This is a genomic window from Shewanella sp. SW24 (assembly GCF_025653395.1).
GTDB classification, from domain to species: Bacteria; Pseudomonadota; Gammaproteobacteria; order Enterobacterales; family Shewanellaceae; genus Shewanella; species Shewanella oncorhynchi.
Map to the genome: position 1 here is coordinate 248,021 of NZ_JAKKSH010000002.1, position 15,790 is coordinate 263,810.

Here is a 15,790-nt window from a genome sequence, read left to right on the forward strand (position 1 = left end):
AGCGATCCTCATCTTGCCTCATCAGTATCAGAAAGGACGCGTCAGCAGTTCAGGCGTAAATTGTTCAGGCGAAAGCAATAGGCCTAAGCTCTCGATTTGCGCATTCAGACGATTGAGATCTTGAGTCAGCGCCGGCAAGGTCAGCGTATTGTCATCGAGCTCATACACTTGCCTTAAACTAGTGTAATAAAACAGCAGTATAATCAAAGCATTCACATCATTTTGCGCCGCAGCGGCTTTAATCTTTATCAACTTGCGATAGATACGATTATGGAGTTGCTTTAATTGCCACACATAATAAATTTCGCTGAAGAAGGATTTATCCTTCAAGTTGTAAATCACTGCGCTACACAGACCCAGACTGAAAATCACGCCTAAGAGATTCAAATGGAAATTACCTGTAGGCTCACCTGGCACAGGCGTCGCCCCAAACAGCGCAATGAGTCCAGTACCAAAAATCAGCGATAACACGACTAAGCTAACAACTAGAATCACAATGAATAAATTCATATTTTTACGATACAAGGTTTTATCTATTTCCTGCAGCTTCATAACATCCCGCTCAAATAAACCGCCCAGCATTGGGGTATAAATCAATGAATGGCAGAGCATACCGCAATCCCCTTTATTCAGCCTTAACTGATTTAAACGCATAAGGAAAATACATTTCTCCACCCCATCAGTGAATGATACAAACTGAAACCTTTAAGCGTAACTAAGCTGGCTGAGGGATAGGATGATGTATCGATTGAAGATCAACGGCTTAATGCCCTTACGATTAATCTTCCATTTATTTCAAAACATTAAAATGTTAACGTGCAATCAAATCTGGGTAAAATTTGCTAACCTTAACCCTAGTGAATTGCATAACGATATCGCCGCTTTTACGAGAGACAGTGTTCTAACCTCCCGCATTCAAACCACACAAGGAATGCCATGATACTCAGCAAAGGCTTTGCACAAGTCGTCCTTTTGGCGCTCAGCAGCCTTTGCTTGACTGCACAGGCCAAAGACCTGCTCGCAGTGGGTTCGAGTTTCAGTCAAATTTTTGAACTACAAGCCAATGGCGAATATACCGGCTTAGGTGTCGATATTTTGAATCGCTTCGCCCAGCAGCAAAGTGTGAACATTCACTATCAAATTACCCCATGGCGCCGCGCTATCTCTATGGTTGAACGTGGCCAAGCGGATATTCTTATTGGTCCCTACGATACCCCAGAACGTAATGCCAACTTGGTTTTTGCGGCGAAGGCATTTTACCGCGATGATATGGTGTTTTATGCTCGGGCAGACAATGAAATAGTGTGGAATGGCGACTATGCCAGTATTAAAACGCAACGGATTGGAAAAATGCAGGGCTGGAGTTATGGCACAAGGTTTACCGAACAAACTAACTCATTAAATATCAATGAATTTGTCGATATTAAAAGTGGCATAGAACGGCTTTCGCGGGGTGATTTAGATCTACTCGCCACCAATAGTCGCAATACAAATGCAGTGCTCGCCCAAATCAAAATCCCTCATGCAATTACGCCAATCATGCCGATAATCGATGTGCGAGACGGCTTTATGGCTTTTCCGAAACAAGCTAAATTTGATCCGCTAAGAACTCGTTTTGACAGCTTCTTCGAGGAGATGATCCAAAATGGCACACTCACAACACTCGGCCAAAAATACCGCGTGACCTTGCCTTACTGATCCAACCTTACTGTTCCCACCAAACCCGCCCCTCTTATCTTTGCTCACACCTGTAATAAAGAGTGATGGGGAATTCTGTTAGCTAAGACAAGCAATCAACTGCTGCTCAATCTCGTCCCAATTGACGTCGTCCATCGTAATCATTTCTAGCCTGGAATCTAAGGTGTCATCGAGTTCAACTACAGTAAACTCATGGTCAATCCAGTTAAATCCCGCAATTCCATCAGTAGTGATCATCACAGCCTTTAATCTAAGCAACACTTGCCCAACGTCGGATGATTGAGCTTGCCGCTGAATAAAATCCATTAATTTATCAAAATCAAACTCTTGGCTCGGTTCAAATACCCAGCCGCAGCTAAAACAACCTTCACCTTGATTCTGCTTTCGCACTATACCGCGATCATCAAAATCAAGTGCGGCTTCGATTGCACCTTCGGCAAAGAGGCTCAACTTACTCAAGCGAGAACCACCAGCACGAAACAAGCTTGGGGCAGTCGTCGGTAGACTACCCAGCTTTAGGCCCGCGCTAGCATGCCCATTTATATTGAGTGACACGCGCCTTGGTTGGTTAAGATAGTCCAGTAAAGCGCTAGGTAAAGGCTGTTGATTAGAGTGGCTCACTACAGGAATATCAGTACGTTCAATATGGCTTAAATAAGTCTGCAATTCATAGAGTAACTTAGTATTTTCAGCATCATACAAGTCAGACTTAGTTGCGATGATCACATCGGCCACTTGCAACTGTTGGATAAAATTTGCATGTTCGCGATAGCGAGGATCGTGGATCTTACGCGCGTCCACCAAACATAGGGTGCTACGCAGTGAAATCACATTCTGATAATGGGGCGCACTCAATACTTTAATGATTTCATTAGGATGCCCAAGCCCAGTCGGTTCAATCAATAAGCGGTCAGGTTTCGCTTTCGCAATCAACTGATTGATGGCCACTTGTGTCGGTACGCCTGCTGCGCAGCACATACAGCCACCCGCAACCTCACGAATTTGTATGCCGTTATCGGAGGAATTAAGTAACCCAGCATCAATGCCGACCTCACCAAATTCATTGACCAGCACTGCCCAAATTTCATCCGCGGGTTTAGTCGCCAACAATTGCTTAATCAGAGAGGTTTTACCTACACCTAAAAAACCTGTAATGATATTGGTGGGAATCGCTTTGATAATCATAAGGAAACTCGCTCGAATAGAAAGCTTAGCGCTCGAGTGTAGAAGTATTGGCTTTGAAGCTCAACAAAAAGCGCATCGGTGAGGATGCGCTTTTAGAATCGCGACAGGCTATGTAGCAAAATATGCAACTGACTATTCAACAGTCAAATCAACAAACTAGGTAACCGTTAAACGGCTAAGCTAATAGGCACTTTGCACTTATTAGCCTTGATTGTTGTGCTTAGCTTATTTTGACTTAACTTATTTTGACTTAACTTATTTAGACTTATTTGTGCGAGAGCCAAAACCTGACTTATTGCTCACCAAATTCGACTTAGGTTTAGTTGCATTAAACGGCTTACCTGAGCCAGAAGCTGGCTTAGCACGGCTAGAGGATTTATCGGCACTGGTTTTGCTATCCTGCGCTTTACCTTTCGCGTACTTACCCTGACGAGACTGACCAATAGTACGATCCTGCGGCGCCTTATGGCTCCACTTTCCAATCGGCTTAATCGGTGCCGCGGGCGCATCACGGTAACGGGCAGGCAAAGGCGTGCCTTCTTCATAACCCGGTTGTACCGACACGGGCAGTTTCTGCTCAATCAAAGCTTCAATTTCAGCGAGCATTTCATCGTCAGAAGGTGAAACAAACGAAATCGCGCGACCCGTTAATCCCGCACGGCCAGTACGACCAATACGATGGATATAATCTTCGGCAAGGAAAGGTAATTCAAGGTTGATCACCATAGGCAAGGCATGAATGTCTAAACCACGAGCGGCCACATCGGTCGCCACCAGCACCCGCAATTTACCAGCTTTAAACTCTTCCAACACCCGATTACGGGCGCCTTGTGTTTTATCGCCGTGGAATACACCAGCGGCTATGCCATCCAGCTTTAATTCTTGTAATAAATGCTCGGCGCTTTCTTTCGTGCTGGCAAACACCAGCACTTGGCGCCAATTGTTGCGGCCAACGAGTTCTGACAACAGCTCGGCTTTGCGACGTTTATCAACGCGATAGACTTCCTGCACAACTGTGGATGCGGTAGTCGTGTCAGCAACATTCACCCACTGAGGTTCATTCAGCATTTTCTCGGCGAGTTGTTTGACGGCATCGCTATAGGTCGCTGAAAACAACATGGTTTGATGCTGCGGCGCAATTAAGCGTTTCACTTTTTCAATGTCGCGCACAAAACCCATGTCTAACATACGGTCGGCTTCGTCGATCACTAATGTGGTAACGCTCGACAAATCTAACTGGAATTGGCCGATAATATCGAATAAACGACCAGGAGTTGCCACCAAAATATCAACGCCCTGCTCTACCCCTTTACGCTGGGGATTCATGTTGGCGCCACCGTAAACCGCTAAGGTTTTCAGTGGTAGGAACTGGCTGTATTTTTGGATATTTTCGCAGACTTGAATCGCAAGTTCGCGGGTTGGCGTCATCACCAACGCGCGTAAAATCGGTTTATCATTGCTATCGCTTGTTAAAGACTCAGCCGCCAACTTTTCAAGTACAGGCAGAGCAAAGGAAGCCGTCTTACCTGTACCCGTTTGGGCGCAGGCCATAATGTCTTTGCCTTCAAAGGCAAGCGGGATCACTTTCTCTTGCACTTGAGTGAGTTGCTGATAGCCACACTCAGTTATCGCATTCAAAATAGGAGAAGATAAACCGAGTGTTTCAAATTTCATAGGGACTCTTTAGCTAAGTAGTAAAACTTTGATGCGAGGTGATACTCAATGCCCCAACGCGGGGCCGCGGAGTCTAGCAAAATCCGCGGCGTTTTTATAGGCAATTATCGCCACTAAGTTAATATCTCCTCAGACATGGGAGACTAAAAGCGGATCCTGTAAGTATTTTTGGCTAAATTCACCCGCAGGCACAGGTCTTGAGAACAAGTAACCTTGGCCGTAGTCACAGCCTGCAGCCAACAAGACTAGCCGCTGCGCATCGGTTTCGACACCTTCGGCAATCACCTTCATTCCCAACTTGTGGGCCATCACGATAATCGCCTCGCAGAGAATTTGATCGTTTGAATCGGTATCGATATGGCGGGTAAAAGATTGATCAATTTTAAGATAATCAATGTCAAACTTTTTCAAATAGGCAAGTGACGAATAGCCCGTACCAAAATCGTCCAGCGACACTTGCACACCCGCATCGCGGTAGGCCAGTAGTTTTTCGGTTACACCCATACTGGCATCCAATAACAAGCCTTCGGTAATTTCAACGCACACGCCCGCGCCTGTAATATTAAGATCTTGCAATAACTTCAACCAATCATTGAGCAGCGTGCCTTCATCACGAAATTGGATTGGGGATTTATTGACGCTGATTTGGATTTCAACCCCTAATTCATGACGCCACGCCGCACTCTGGCGAGCGGCTTGCTCGAACACCCAATTGCCGATTTCAACAATCAAGCCAGTATCCTCCGCCACAGGAATAAACTCAGCAGGCGACACAGCACCACGCTCCGCATGATGCCAGCGGATCAAGGCTTCAGCCTTGGTCACTTCACCCGTTGCTAAGGCAACAATCGGCTGATAATGCAGTTCAAATTCTTTATTCACGACCGCTTGACGTAAGTCTTGGATCAAGCGCATGCGGTATTTGGCGTATTCCTGCATCGATGGGGTGAAATAGTTGAAGCGATTACGCCCTTGATCTTTCGCCGCATACATCGCCTGATCCGCATGCTTGAGAAGCCCTTCAATACTGGTCGAATCATCGGGATATAAAGTAATCCCAATACTGACGCTGATATAAGCGGTTTCTTCCCCTAACACATAGGGTTCGGCAATTCGTCGCAAAATATTCTCGGCGACGCGCTCAATCCCCTTATGGTCTTCCATCGAACTTAACACCACAGTAAATTCATCGCCGCCAAGACGCGCCACGACGTCGGCATCACGCACACAGGATTTCAATCGACTCGCGGTTTCTATCAACAGTAAATCGCCCATGGCATGGCCTAAGGTGTCATTCACTTCTTTAAAGAAATCTAAGTCCAAGAACAATAAGGCAAAGTGGTTGCGATTGCGGTCGGCATTTTTCACTTCACTGCTTAAATACTCCAACAACATGCGCCGATTAGGCAACCCCGTCAGCGTATCGTAGTTAGCCTGTTTCCAAATCAGATGTTCATTTTGCTTCTTATCGGTAATGTCTGAGAACAGGGCAACACGTCGATAGGGATGGCCTTCTTTATCATTAATCGTATTGATGGTTAACCAGATGACATATTCCTCGCCATTTTTGCGCCGCTGCCACATTTCCCCCTGCCATTGGCCTTTCTCGCGGATATCATTATTCATTTTGGTGTAAAAATCGCGGCCATTGAGGTCACAATAAAGCAGCCGAATATGTTGGTCCCGCACTTCAAATTCGCGATAACCCGTCATCACACTAAAGGCGGCGTTGACGGTAATAATCACACCCTTTTCATCGAGGACACTCATGGCTTCTGAGCTGTTATCGTAAACCAGTGCCGACAATTTTAAGGATTCTTCGATAAGTTTTGCGTCGGTAATATCGGTATAGGTTCCGCACATACGCAGAGCATTGTTGTTTGCATCTCTGCTCACGACTTTACCTGTATCAAGGATCCACCGCACCTTACGGTTTACGGTATTTAAGCGGTACTCCATCTTATGTTGCGCCGTTTCGCCACGAATATGGGCCTCAATCGAATGCAGCACTTTAGGCCTGTCTTCGGCGACTATCGCATCCATCCATTGGCGACTATTGGCGTTGAGCATATCAACATCGCAACCAAGAATATCGGCGCTGCGGGCGTTACGTTCGATACGATCATTACGAATATCCCAATCCCACACCCCAAGATCGCTACTGCTTAACACCAGTTCGAGTTGTTCACGGCTAGCGAGCACCTCTTGGTCAGCAATGGCCTGTGAGGTGATATCTAAATATCCAGCAATAACAAGCAACACGGCATTATTACCACCACGCTTACAGGCGACAGTCATATGGGTGTAAACCACGCTACCGTCTTTAACGATAAAACGTTTATCCATCTCGTAATTATCGATATCCCCCCGCAGCATAAGCTCAAATTTCAGGGCATCCGCTTCTAAATCATCGGGATGAGTAATTTGTGCCCACGTCATCCGTAGCAATTCAGCTTCTGAATACTTGAGCATTTGACATAATCGTGGATTCACCTTTATCCACTTTTGATCTATCCCCGTTATTGCAATACCAATATTGCCCGCGTTGAATTGGCTCCTAAAAAGAAAATCATCCTGCAGACGAATTTGTTCATCACGCTCTAATTCAAAACGTCGCGATAACAAGCGGCTCAATAGCCAAGTCGCAATCGGGAAAATGGTCAATACAGGGAGGGTCACTTTGGCGAGTAATGGCATTGCTATGCCATCGGGTAGAAATAAGAACCACAACAACATCACGATATGAACGGTATAGGCAAAGAGAAAAATTTCTCCACCTGAAATATTGGCTAACAGAGACTTACGATATTGACGCCAGATCACCCCGATTAAACCGGATGACACTATCACGCCGACGCCAATCCATATACCAGCGCCACCGATACTGATGCGATACAGCGCCGTCATCACGACAGCCACTAAGGTCGGTAAACCACCGAAAAATAGACCAGAAATACAGAGAATAACTGAACGGGTATCAAAGAAAACGCCAGGCAAATATACCCAAGGCGTACTCATAATAGTGATACCAATACCACCGATGAGCATCCCAATAATGATGCGCCACAGTAAAAAATACTGCCGCTGATGCTTTTTAGGAATCACGTCGTACAAAAAGACCAACGCCAGCAATAAAGCCGCATTTTGTACTAACGGAAAGAGAATACCTTTATCCATAACTCAGAGAGCGACTCCAAAAATGAGGGGGCTTGATAACATTTTAACATTCCCCCACAAGTGTAGCAGAATCACTTAGAAATCATGCGTTAATTCCCTTTGCCGCATCACACTTTGGACTTACCACATTACATTTTGCAATAGAGTTGTTGACGATATTGCTCTGCAATAGAATGCCAGTCAAAACGCTGTGCCATGGCCGCAGCACGCACATGTGGCCATGTTTTCCCCTCGAAACAGGCAATGGCTTGCACCAACCTTTGCAGAAACGCTTCGGCCTGCTCATTTAAGCTATTGCCGTTAAAAGCAAAACCATTAACGCCATCCTCAACGGTATCCTTTAAACCGCCTACACTATGCACTAAGCATGGCTGTCCCGCGCGCATGGCCAACATTTGACTGATGCCACAGGGCTCAAAGGAGCTTGGCATCAAAAATAGATCGCCATGCTGATACAGTGCTTCGGATAACGCCTCGTTATATCCTTGCAAAAATAATAGGTTATCGTATTTAGCCCCTAACGCTTGGAAAGACTTAGCAATGGATGCATCGCCACTGCCGAGTAAAATCAGCAGTGCCGTCGGTTTTGTCTGCTTCAACGCGTTAAGTAAGGTTTCAAGCACAGATAAACCCGAGGGCAATTGATGGCGCAGCAATAATACTTTTTGATCGGTCAAGCGGCCCACCGAAGTCAATAACAGACTCGGTACTTGCTCCGCCATTGCTTGACGCCAATGGGCTTGGGTGCGGGCAAAAGCAATCATGTCCACGCCACTCACTTGCGTTTGATGCCCCTGCCATTGCACTAACGCAGTTTCAACCGCACTGAGCAGTTGCTTGAACTCGGGTATTTGAATACGCGCAGGTGGCTTAGCGGGTAAATCCGATACTGACGAATATACACAGCCATTTAAAATCCCCACCACTTTGCCATCATTGGCCTTGACCTGTAAGTCTTGCTCTAGCCCTTCGCCACCAAAGAATCCCGCTTCTGGTCTGGAGGGCTGCAACACTTCCTTGGCGTAACTGGGTGAGACTAAATGCACTTTGTCGCTCAGCACTATGCCCATGCGCATAGGGTTAACACAGTAGGGATAACGGGGATCGGTAATTAACTGTTTTTGCCCCTGCGTCAAAGTGGCAAACAGCTCTGGAAACCAAGCCGCAAAGGAGGATGAATCTTGGCTTAAGGGACGTATCCCCTGCAACGCAAGATTGTGGATAGAGAACACACACTCAATTTCTTTGAGAGCACTGAACTCAGGCACGAATGCTCTTAACATGGCTAAGCAGCCCGCATGCCAGTCATGTAAATGCAGCACTGTCGGCATAGGCACTCTACCAGTAACTAATGCTGTCGCGACGCTCGCGCAAAGGAAAGCAAACTTAGTTGCATCGTCGGCAAAAGGACGCTCGGCACTGCCTTGGCTATAAATCTGCCCAGGTACGGATTGCCATAATGCATGTTCGAGCAGATAAATCATCGCCTCTGGCACATGGGGATGGGGCATGGCAAACACATGCACCCGCTCCAATCGGCCGCCAAAAGCCACAGTTAACTCACCCAGATCTTGGGGTTGATTCGCTACCGCAGTCAAAAAGCCATAGCTTGGCATGATCACATCGGCGCACAAATCAACACCCGCCAAAGCGGCGGGTAAATCACGGATGACATCCGCCATACCGCCAACCTTGGCGCCCGCAAGGGCACCGTTTTCAGCCGCGACCATCAAAATGCGTTGTTTCAATTAATTGGATACTCCCGCTACTTCAACTGTGCAGCTTTTATTAAGCTGCCTATACCTAAGCCATTTTTACTTTAATGATCAATTTACTTTAATGATCAAAGCACTATTCATAGCCTACAGGCAAACCTAGCATGTCACGGGTCACTAAAGTCACGCCTTTTTCGGACACCCTAAAGCCTTTAGCTCTGTCGTGATCATGGTTATAACCTATCACCATGCCTTCGGGAATAATGCAGCCACGGTCAAGTATCGCATTCTTGATTTTGCAATGGCGCAGCACGACTACATCGGGTAGCACTACTGAATCTTCAACTAACGAATAAGAACAAACGCGCACTTCGTTAAACAATACACTACGGCGCACTGTCGCCCCCGAAATAATACAACCGCCCGAAACAATCGAGTCCAACGCCATACCGCGTCTATCATCGTCATCAAACACAAATTTAGCGGGTGGTAATTGTTCTTGGAAAGTCCAAATTGGCCATTTCGCATCGTACAAATTCAGTGCTGGCGTAGGCGATAACAGTTCCATATTCGCTTGCCAGAAAGAGTCTAGCGTACCCACATCGCGCCAATAGGCTTGCTCATTTGGGAAAGCACTCTTAAAGGGATAGGCGAACACATTATGTTTTTCGATGATCGCAGGAATAATATCCTTACCAAAATCCCGATCTGAGCTTTCGTTTAAGGCATCTTTCTTGAGCTGGTCAAACAAAAACTCTGTGTTAAACACATAGTTGCCCATAGATGCTAAACACATTTCAGGATTACCCGGAGAATGCTTAGGTTGCAGCGGCTTTTCTTCAAAGCCTAAAATGCGCATCTCTTCATCGACTTCCATCACCCCAAACGAACCCGCAGCTTCGGCAATCGGCACTTCAAGGCAAGAGACAGTCATATCTGCACCCGACTCGGCATGGGCAGCTAATAACCCAGCATAATCCATGCGATACACGTGATCGCCAGACAACACCATCACGTATTTAGGCAGCTCGTGGCGAATGATATCGATATTTTGAAATACCGCATCGGCCGTGCCTTGGTACCAGTTTTCCGAATAGCGTTGTGAAGCGGGTAAAATCTCCACCGACTCGCCCAGCTCCTTCTTAAAATGGCCCCAACCGCGCATCACATGGCGGATCAAAGAATGCGACTTGTACTGAGTCACAACCCCGACACGACGAATACCCGAGTTAATACAATTTGAGAGCGGGAAATCGATAATACGAAACTTACCACCGAAATACAGTGCAGGTTTAGCACGCCAATCCGTGAGTTCATGCAAGCGAGACCCGCGCCCACCAGCTAAAATCAACGCATAGGTTTCACGAGTTAAATTACTGATATAACGAACATTAGACATAGGCTCTTACTCCGAAATCGGCAAACTGATTGCCCATAAATGGCTTATCGATACGGCAGACACTGCCGTACTCCCCTGAGTATTTCTCACTTGCATTCCCCATTCCTTCCATTGATTGCTGCATTCCTTTCAAACACTTAACGCTTATACTCATCCGCTATAACAAGAGACTTATAACCCAGAGCCCAGCCCTTACAGTTTCCAAATTTCATCGCGATAACCCGCGATCGTCACATCACTCGAAAAACGTCCACTGGCGGCGGTATTGCGAATACTCATCTGCGTCCACACCTGCGGATCTTTATAGGCCCGCGCCACGGCTTCTTGCACGACTCGGTAACTGTCAAAGTCGGCGGCCGTCATCCATTGATCGTCGCTGCTTTCGATGGCGGCAATAATGGGATCGAAAATCCCCGGCTCAAGCAGATTGAAGTGACCACTTTTGAGTAACTTCATCACCTCAGATAACGTCGGTGAATCGTCAATAATGCTGCGCGGATGATAATGGTTACGTACCTGCGAGACCTGCTCCGCATTGAGTCCAAACAGGAAGAAGTTCTCAGAGCCCACTTCCTCTAACATCTCGATATTGGCGCCATCCATAGTGCCGATTGTCAGGGCGCCGTTCATCATGAACTTCATATTGCCCGTGCCCGATGCCTCTTTGCCCGCGGTTGAAATTTGCTCGGACAAATCAGTCCCCGGACAGATTTTTTCCATGGCGCTGACGTTGTAGTTTGGTAAGAAAGCAAAGCGTAGGTAAGGCGTCACCATAGGATCGGAATTGACCATATGAGCAACATTGCTGGCGAGCTTGATGATCAACTTAGCCATAAAGTAACCGGGCGCCGCTTTACCGCCGATCAATACACAACGTGGCACCATGTTTTCGGTGTGGCCTTGCTGGATCTGGTGATAGAGATGGATCACATGCAAGATATTGAGTAACTGACGTTTATATTCGTGAATACGCTTCACTTGCACGTCAAACAGCATAGCCGGATCGAACTCAACCCCACATTCCTTAACAATCATCTTAGCCAGCAAAGCCTTGTTGGCTTGCTTCACATCACGCCATTTTTGGATAAACGCATTGTCCTGTGTGAGAGCATTGAGCGCCGTTAACTGGCTTAAGTCTGTCACCCATTCTTGACCTAAATGGGCGGTCAGTAACTTAGCTAAGGCAGGGTTACAATGGGCAAGCCAACGTCTTGGCGTCACACCATTAGTGCGGTTATTAAACTTATGCGGCCACAACTCATAGAAATCCTTAAACAACCCAGATTTGAGTAGTTGCGTATGTAAACCCGCGACACCGTTGACCGAGAAACTCGCCACAATCGCCAAATACGCCATACGTACATAGGGATGTGGGCCATCTTGAATAATTGACATACTCGCCAATTTCTCACTATTTCCTGGCCAATGGTGGGCGACAATATCTAAGTAACGGGCGTTGATTTCATAAATGATTTCTAAGATGCGTGGCAACATTTGCGCCATCATACGCACGGGCCAACGCTCTAGTGCTTCAGGCAACAGGGTATGGTTAGTGTAAGCCATGGTCTGGCTGGTAATCGCCCACGCACTGTCCCATTCCAAACCGTATTCGTCGATCAATAATCGCATCAACTCAGGCACGGCAATGCTAGGGTGAGTGTCATTCAACTGCATGACATTTTTAGCGGCAAACTGCGTAAAATCATGACCATGACGACTCACCCAACGTTTGAGTAAATCCTGCAAGCTAGCGGAGGATAAAAAGTATTGCTGACGTAATCGCAGCTCTTTGCCGTTCTCGCTCGCATCATTAGGATAGAGCACCATAGTGATCTGCTCGGCCAAGTTTTTACGGGCCACGGCTTCCGTGTAGTCGCCTTGGTTAAACTCAGCTAAATCAAAATCATCGGTCGCTTCAGCCTTCCACAATCTCAGGGTATTTACCCGCCCATTGCGATAACCAGGAACTGGCATATCATAGGCGACGGCAAGCACATCTTGGGTTTCAACCCAAATAATGTGCCTACGGCCTTGTTTATCGACATAGGATTCGGTATGACCAAAAAATGGCACTATTACGTTGTGGGTAGGGACACGCACTTCCCACGGATTACCTTCGCGCAACCAACGGTCAGGGCGTTCAACTTGGTAACCGTCGACTATCTTCTGGGCGAACATGCCATATTCGTAACGTATGCCATAGCCTGTCACTGATAAGTCCATGCTGGCGCAGCTATCGAGGAAACACGCGGCTAATCGACCTAGGCCGCCGTTGCCTAAACCAGCATCATGTTCGGCCTCTTCTAACTCTTCTAGCGATACGGCATAGTTGCTCAAGGCATCACGGCTATCTTGTTGCAAATCTAAACTCAGTAGTGCATTACCTAGTGCTCGGCCCATCAAAAATTCGAGGGATAAATACGCCACTTGCTTGCGCTTAAAATGGCTGTCATCCACTCGAGTCTGACGCCAATTATCTAGCATCTGTTCTTTCACGCTGTAAGCTAACGCTTGAAATAATTCGCAGCTCACGCCTTCGCCACGGCTGAGTCCATAACGTAAATGGCGCTCAAAAGAAGCGGGCAAAGCATCGCAGGGTTCACAGGGCTCAGCGGCTTTAGACTTAGTCTGACGCTTAGCGGGAGCCTTCTTGCTCGCGGCTTTTGACTGAGCTAGTGTTACTGGTTTTTCGCTGGTATTGGGGCTCAGCTCGCTTTTGTCACTCATAGTTAATTCCTTCATTTCCTATAAAATCAAATCAGCATGAAAAAGCATGAGACTACGATCTTGCAGTAAGTATCGCGTCGCAGAGATCTGAACATCCAGCGGCTCAGTTTGGGTATGAATAAGGCATTGCCACGGACTCAAGTGCTCGAAAGTCGGCAGGGTAAAAGCGAGAGGGTTGTCGTCGGCATTAACCATCAACAGCAAAGCTTGCTGCTTGCCTTGATCTTCTAAATCACCGGAAAGCACCACAGACAAACTGCGGCACATAGATTCAGTCCACAAGCTCTTGGTCATTTGTTCACCTTGGCGACTAAACCAATCTAATCGAGTACCAATATCGGCTAAGGATTCAGCCAATAACTGTTCGTGAATGAAGCGCTTAGCACATAACAGCGGGAAACGTTTCCGCAGGGCAATAAGCTGTTGAGTAAAGGCCAACAACTCAGTGTCCATGCCCTTTGCCGACCAATCAAACCAGTTCAGTTCATTGTCTTGGCAATAGGCATTATTGTTGCCTTGCTGAGTGCGGCCTGTCTCATCACCGCTCAACAACATAGGCACACCTTGAGATAAAAATAGCGTAGTCAATAAGTTACGTTGTTGACGACTGCGAAGTTCCAGAATTGCGCTATCTTCGGTTTCCCCTTCAATCCCATAATGATGGCTGAAGTTTTCTTGGTGACCGTCGCGATTATCCTCCCCATTTGCCAAGTTATGGCGCTGGGTATAACTCACTAAGTCTTTAAGGGTAAAACCGTCGTGACTGGTTAAAAAATTAAGACTAGTCGCTGGTGGACGGCCACTGTGTTCAAAAAAATCCCCCGAGCCGTGAAAACGCCGAGCAAATTCGGGCAACATGCTGTGATCGCCGCGCCAAAAGCGGCGCATAGTGTCTCTATATCTGTCGTTCCATTCACTAAAAGCCACGGGGAAATTGCCCAATTGATAACCGCCAGGGCCAATATCCCAAGGCTCAGCAATTAATTTCACTCGGCACAAAACAGGGTCTTGCAACAGCGCATCGAAGAAACCTGAGCCGGGATCAAAACCATAGGCTTCGCGACCTAAGCAAGCCGCCAAGTCGAAGCGAAACCCATCGACGCCCATGATTTCTACCCAATAACGCAGCGAATCTAGTACGAGCTGTAACATGCGTGGATGATTGATATTTAAGGTGTTTCCGCAACCCGTATCATTAATATAAAAACGCTTATCATTCGGATGCAGACGGTAATAACTGAGATTATCTATGCCACGAAAACTAAAGGTCGGCCCAAGTCGACTCCCCTCGGCGCTGTGGTTATAGACCACATCGAGGATCACTTCGATACCTGCGCCGTGAAGTGCATCCACCATGGCCCGAAACTCACCAATATCGTCGGATGATAGATAACTCGGCTCAGGGGCAAAAAAGCCGATACTGTTGTAACCCCAATAGTTAGTGAGCTTTTTCTCGAGCAAAAATGGCTCAGTGAAAAAGGCCTGTACAGGAAGTAACTCGACACACGTCACCCCAAGTTCGGCCAAATAATCGATAGCCGGCTGAGTCGCTAAACCCGCAAAGGTGGCACGTTTATGGGGTTCAATCTCAGGATGCGCCGCCGTAAAGCCTTTAACGTGCATCTCATAAATGATGCTGCGCTCTAGGGGTTTGGGCTGAAACCTCGACGCAAGGGGCTGAATCGACTGCTTGGCAGCTATCTCGATTAATGGACGAATGTCCACGACCTTGCATTTTGGCACATAGGCAGCGTTATCTAACTTGCTGAAAGATAAGTCTTCATCCATGTGGTTCAGCTCGTAACCATAGTTAGACTCATGGTCGCGATATTCACCGACGAGCTGGCGCGCATAGGGGTCGAGCAATAATTTATTGGGGTTAAATCTGTGACCAAGCAGAGGCTCATAGGAGCCATAAACGCGATAACCGTAGAGTTGCCCCGCCTTAAGCCCTTGCACAAACACATGCCAGATTTGCTGGGTTTGTTCAGTTAACGCAATACGCGCGACTTCTTGCTCGCCATTGTCATCAAATAAACATAACTCAACCGCTGTGGCGTTAGCTGAAAATAACGCAAAGTTGACGCCATCGCCCTCAACATTAGCACCGAGCGGAAAAGGCTCACCTACCCCTAACGCCCATTTTTCGCTTTGAAATGGGTGATTTTTAGCGTCAGGGTTGAGCTTAATATCATCAGCCGTGGGCTTTTGCATG

At 47.0% G+C, this 15,790-nt stretch carries 10 protein-coding genes; 1 reads left to right on the forward strand and 9 read right to left on the reverse strand.

From position 1 onward, the window contains the following. Positions 1-27 precede the first annotated feature (27 nt). A complete protein-coding gene (locus L5M17_RS02915; protein WP_263145396.1) occupies positions 28-552 on the reverse strand; it encodes a DUF3087 domain-containing protein in 525 nt (174 codons plus the stop codon). A 384-nt stretch (positions 553-936) separates the two neighbouring features. Between L5M17_RS02915 and L5M17_RS02920 the strand changes: the two genes are divergently transcribed. Next, positions 937-1,698: a substrate-binding periplasmic protein gene (locus L5M17_RS02920; RefSeq protein WP_263145084.1), complete on the forward strand. Its 762-nt coding sequence runs from the start codon at positions 937-939 to the stop codon at positions 1,696-1,698. 78 nt (positions 1,699-1,776) lie between these two features. Here the strand turns inward: L5M17_RS02920 and L5M17_RS02925 are convergent, their stop codons facing one another. The 8 genes from L5M17_RS02925 to glgX form a co-directional block, all read right to left on the reverse strand. Continuing rightward, the gene (locus tag L5M17_RS02925; protein WP_263145086.1) at positions 1,777-2,883 is read right to left on the reverse strand and encodes a CobW family GTP-binding protein; all 1,107 of its coding nucleotides are present in this window, start codon (positions 2,881-2,883) and stop codon (positions 1,777-1,779) included. A gap of 255 nt (positions 2,884-3,138) precedes the next feature. Further along, positions 3,139-4,557: a DEAD/DEAH box helicase gene (locus L5M17_RS02930; RefSeq protein ID WP_131522993.1), complete on the reverse strand. Its 1,419-nt coding sequence runs from the start codon at positions 4,555-4,557 to the stop codon at positions 3,139-3,141. Between the two features lie 129 nt (positions 4,558-4,686). Further along, positions 4,687-7,734 (reverse strand): EAL domain-containing protein, encoded by a 3,048-nt coding sequence (locus tag L5M17_RS02935; RefSeq protein WP_263145090.1) that lies wholly within the window; start codon positions 7,732-7,734, stop codon positions 4,687-4,689. A 128-nt stretch (positions 7,735-7,862) separates the two neighbouring features. Then, complete coding sequence (locus tag L5M17_RS02940) at positions 7,863-9,482, reverse strand: glycogen synthase (RefSeq protein WP_263145091.1); 1,620 nt, start codon at positions 9,480-9,482, stop codon at positions 7,863-7,865. 103 nt (positions 9,483-9,585) lie between these two features. Further along, positions 9,586-10,848, reverse strand: coding sequence for a glucose-1-phosphate adenylyltransferase (gene glgC / locus L5M17_RS02945; RefSeq protein ID WP_006085131.1), 1,263 nt, complete (start codon positions 10,846-10,848; stop codon positions 9,586-9,588). Then, positions 10,841-10,972 (reverse strand): hypothetical protein, encoded by a 132-nt coding sequence (locus tag L5M17_RS02950; RefSeq protein WP_263145093.1) that lies wholly within the window; start codon positions 10,970-10,972, stop codon positions 10,841-10,843. The genes glgC and L5M17_RS02950 overlap by 8 nt, the downstream gene beginning before the upstream one ends. Before the next feature lie 68 nt (positions 10,973-11,040). Next, positions 11,041-13,575 carry a glycogen/starch/alpha-glucan phosphorylase gene (locus L5M17_RS02955; RefSeq protein WP_263145095.1) on the reverse strand — a complete coding sequence of 845 codons (2,535 nt, stop codon included), beginning with the start codon at positions 13,573-13,575 and terminating at the stop codon, positions 11,041-11,043. A gap of 18 nt (positions 13,576-13,593) precedes the next feature. Further along, a complete protein-coding gene (glgX, locus tag L5M17_RS02960) occupies positions 13,594-15,789 on the reverse strand; it encodes a glycogen debranching protein GlgX (RefSeq protein ID WP_263145097.1) in 2,196 nt (731 codons plus the stop codon). Position 15,790: the final 1 nt, after the last annotated feature.

Excerpts from the sequence above, each read along its gene's own strand:
- L5M17_RS02915 (WP_263145396.1), bottom strand. The coding sequence starts at position 552 with ATGAAGCTGCAGGAAATAGATAAAACCTTGTATCGTAAAAATATGAAT.
- L5M17_RS02920 (WP_263145084.1), top strand. The coding sequence starts at position 937 with ATGATACTCAGCAAAGGCTTTGCACAAGTCGTCCTTTTGGCGCTCAGC.
- L5M17_RS02925 (WP_263145086.1), bottom strand. The coding sequence starts at position 2,883 with ATGATTATCAAAGCGATTCCCACCAATATCATTACAGGTTTTTTAGGT.
- L5M17_RS02930 (WP_131522993.1), bottom strand. The coding sequence starts at position 4,557 with ATGAAATTTGAAACACTCGGTTTATCTTCTCCTATTTTGAATGCGATA.
- L5M17_RS02935 (WP_263145090.1), bottom strand. The coding sequence starts at position 7,734 with ATGGATAAAGGTATTCTCTTTCCGTTAGTACAAAATGCGGCTTTATTG.
- glgC (WP_006085131.1), bottom strand. The coding sequence starts at position 10,848 with ATGTCTAATGTTCGTTATATCAGTAATTTAACTCGTGAAACCTATGCG.
- L5M17_RS02950 (WP_263145093.1), bottom strand. The coding sequence starts at position 10,972 with ATGCAGCAATCAATGGAAGGAATGGGGAATGCAAGTGAGAAATACTCA.
- L5M17_RS02955 (WP_263145095.1), bottom strand. The coding sequence starts at position 13,575 with ATGAGTGACAAAAGCGAGCTGAGCCCCAATACCAGCGAAAAACCAGTA.
- glgX (WP_263145097.1), bottom strand. The coding sequence starts at position 15,789 with ATGCAAAAGCCCACGGCTGATGATATTAAGCTCAACCCTGACGCTAAA.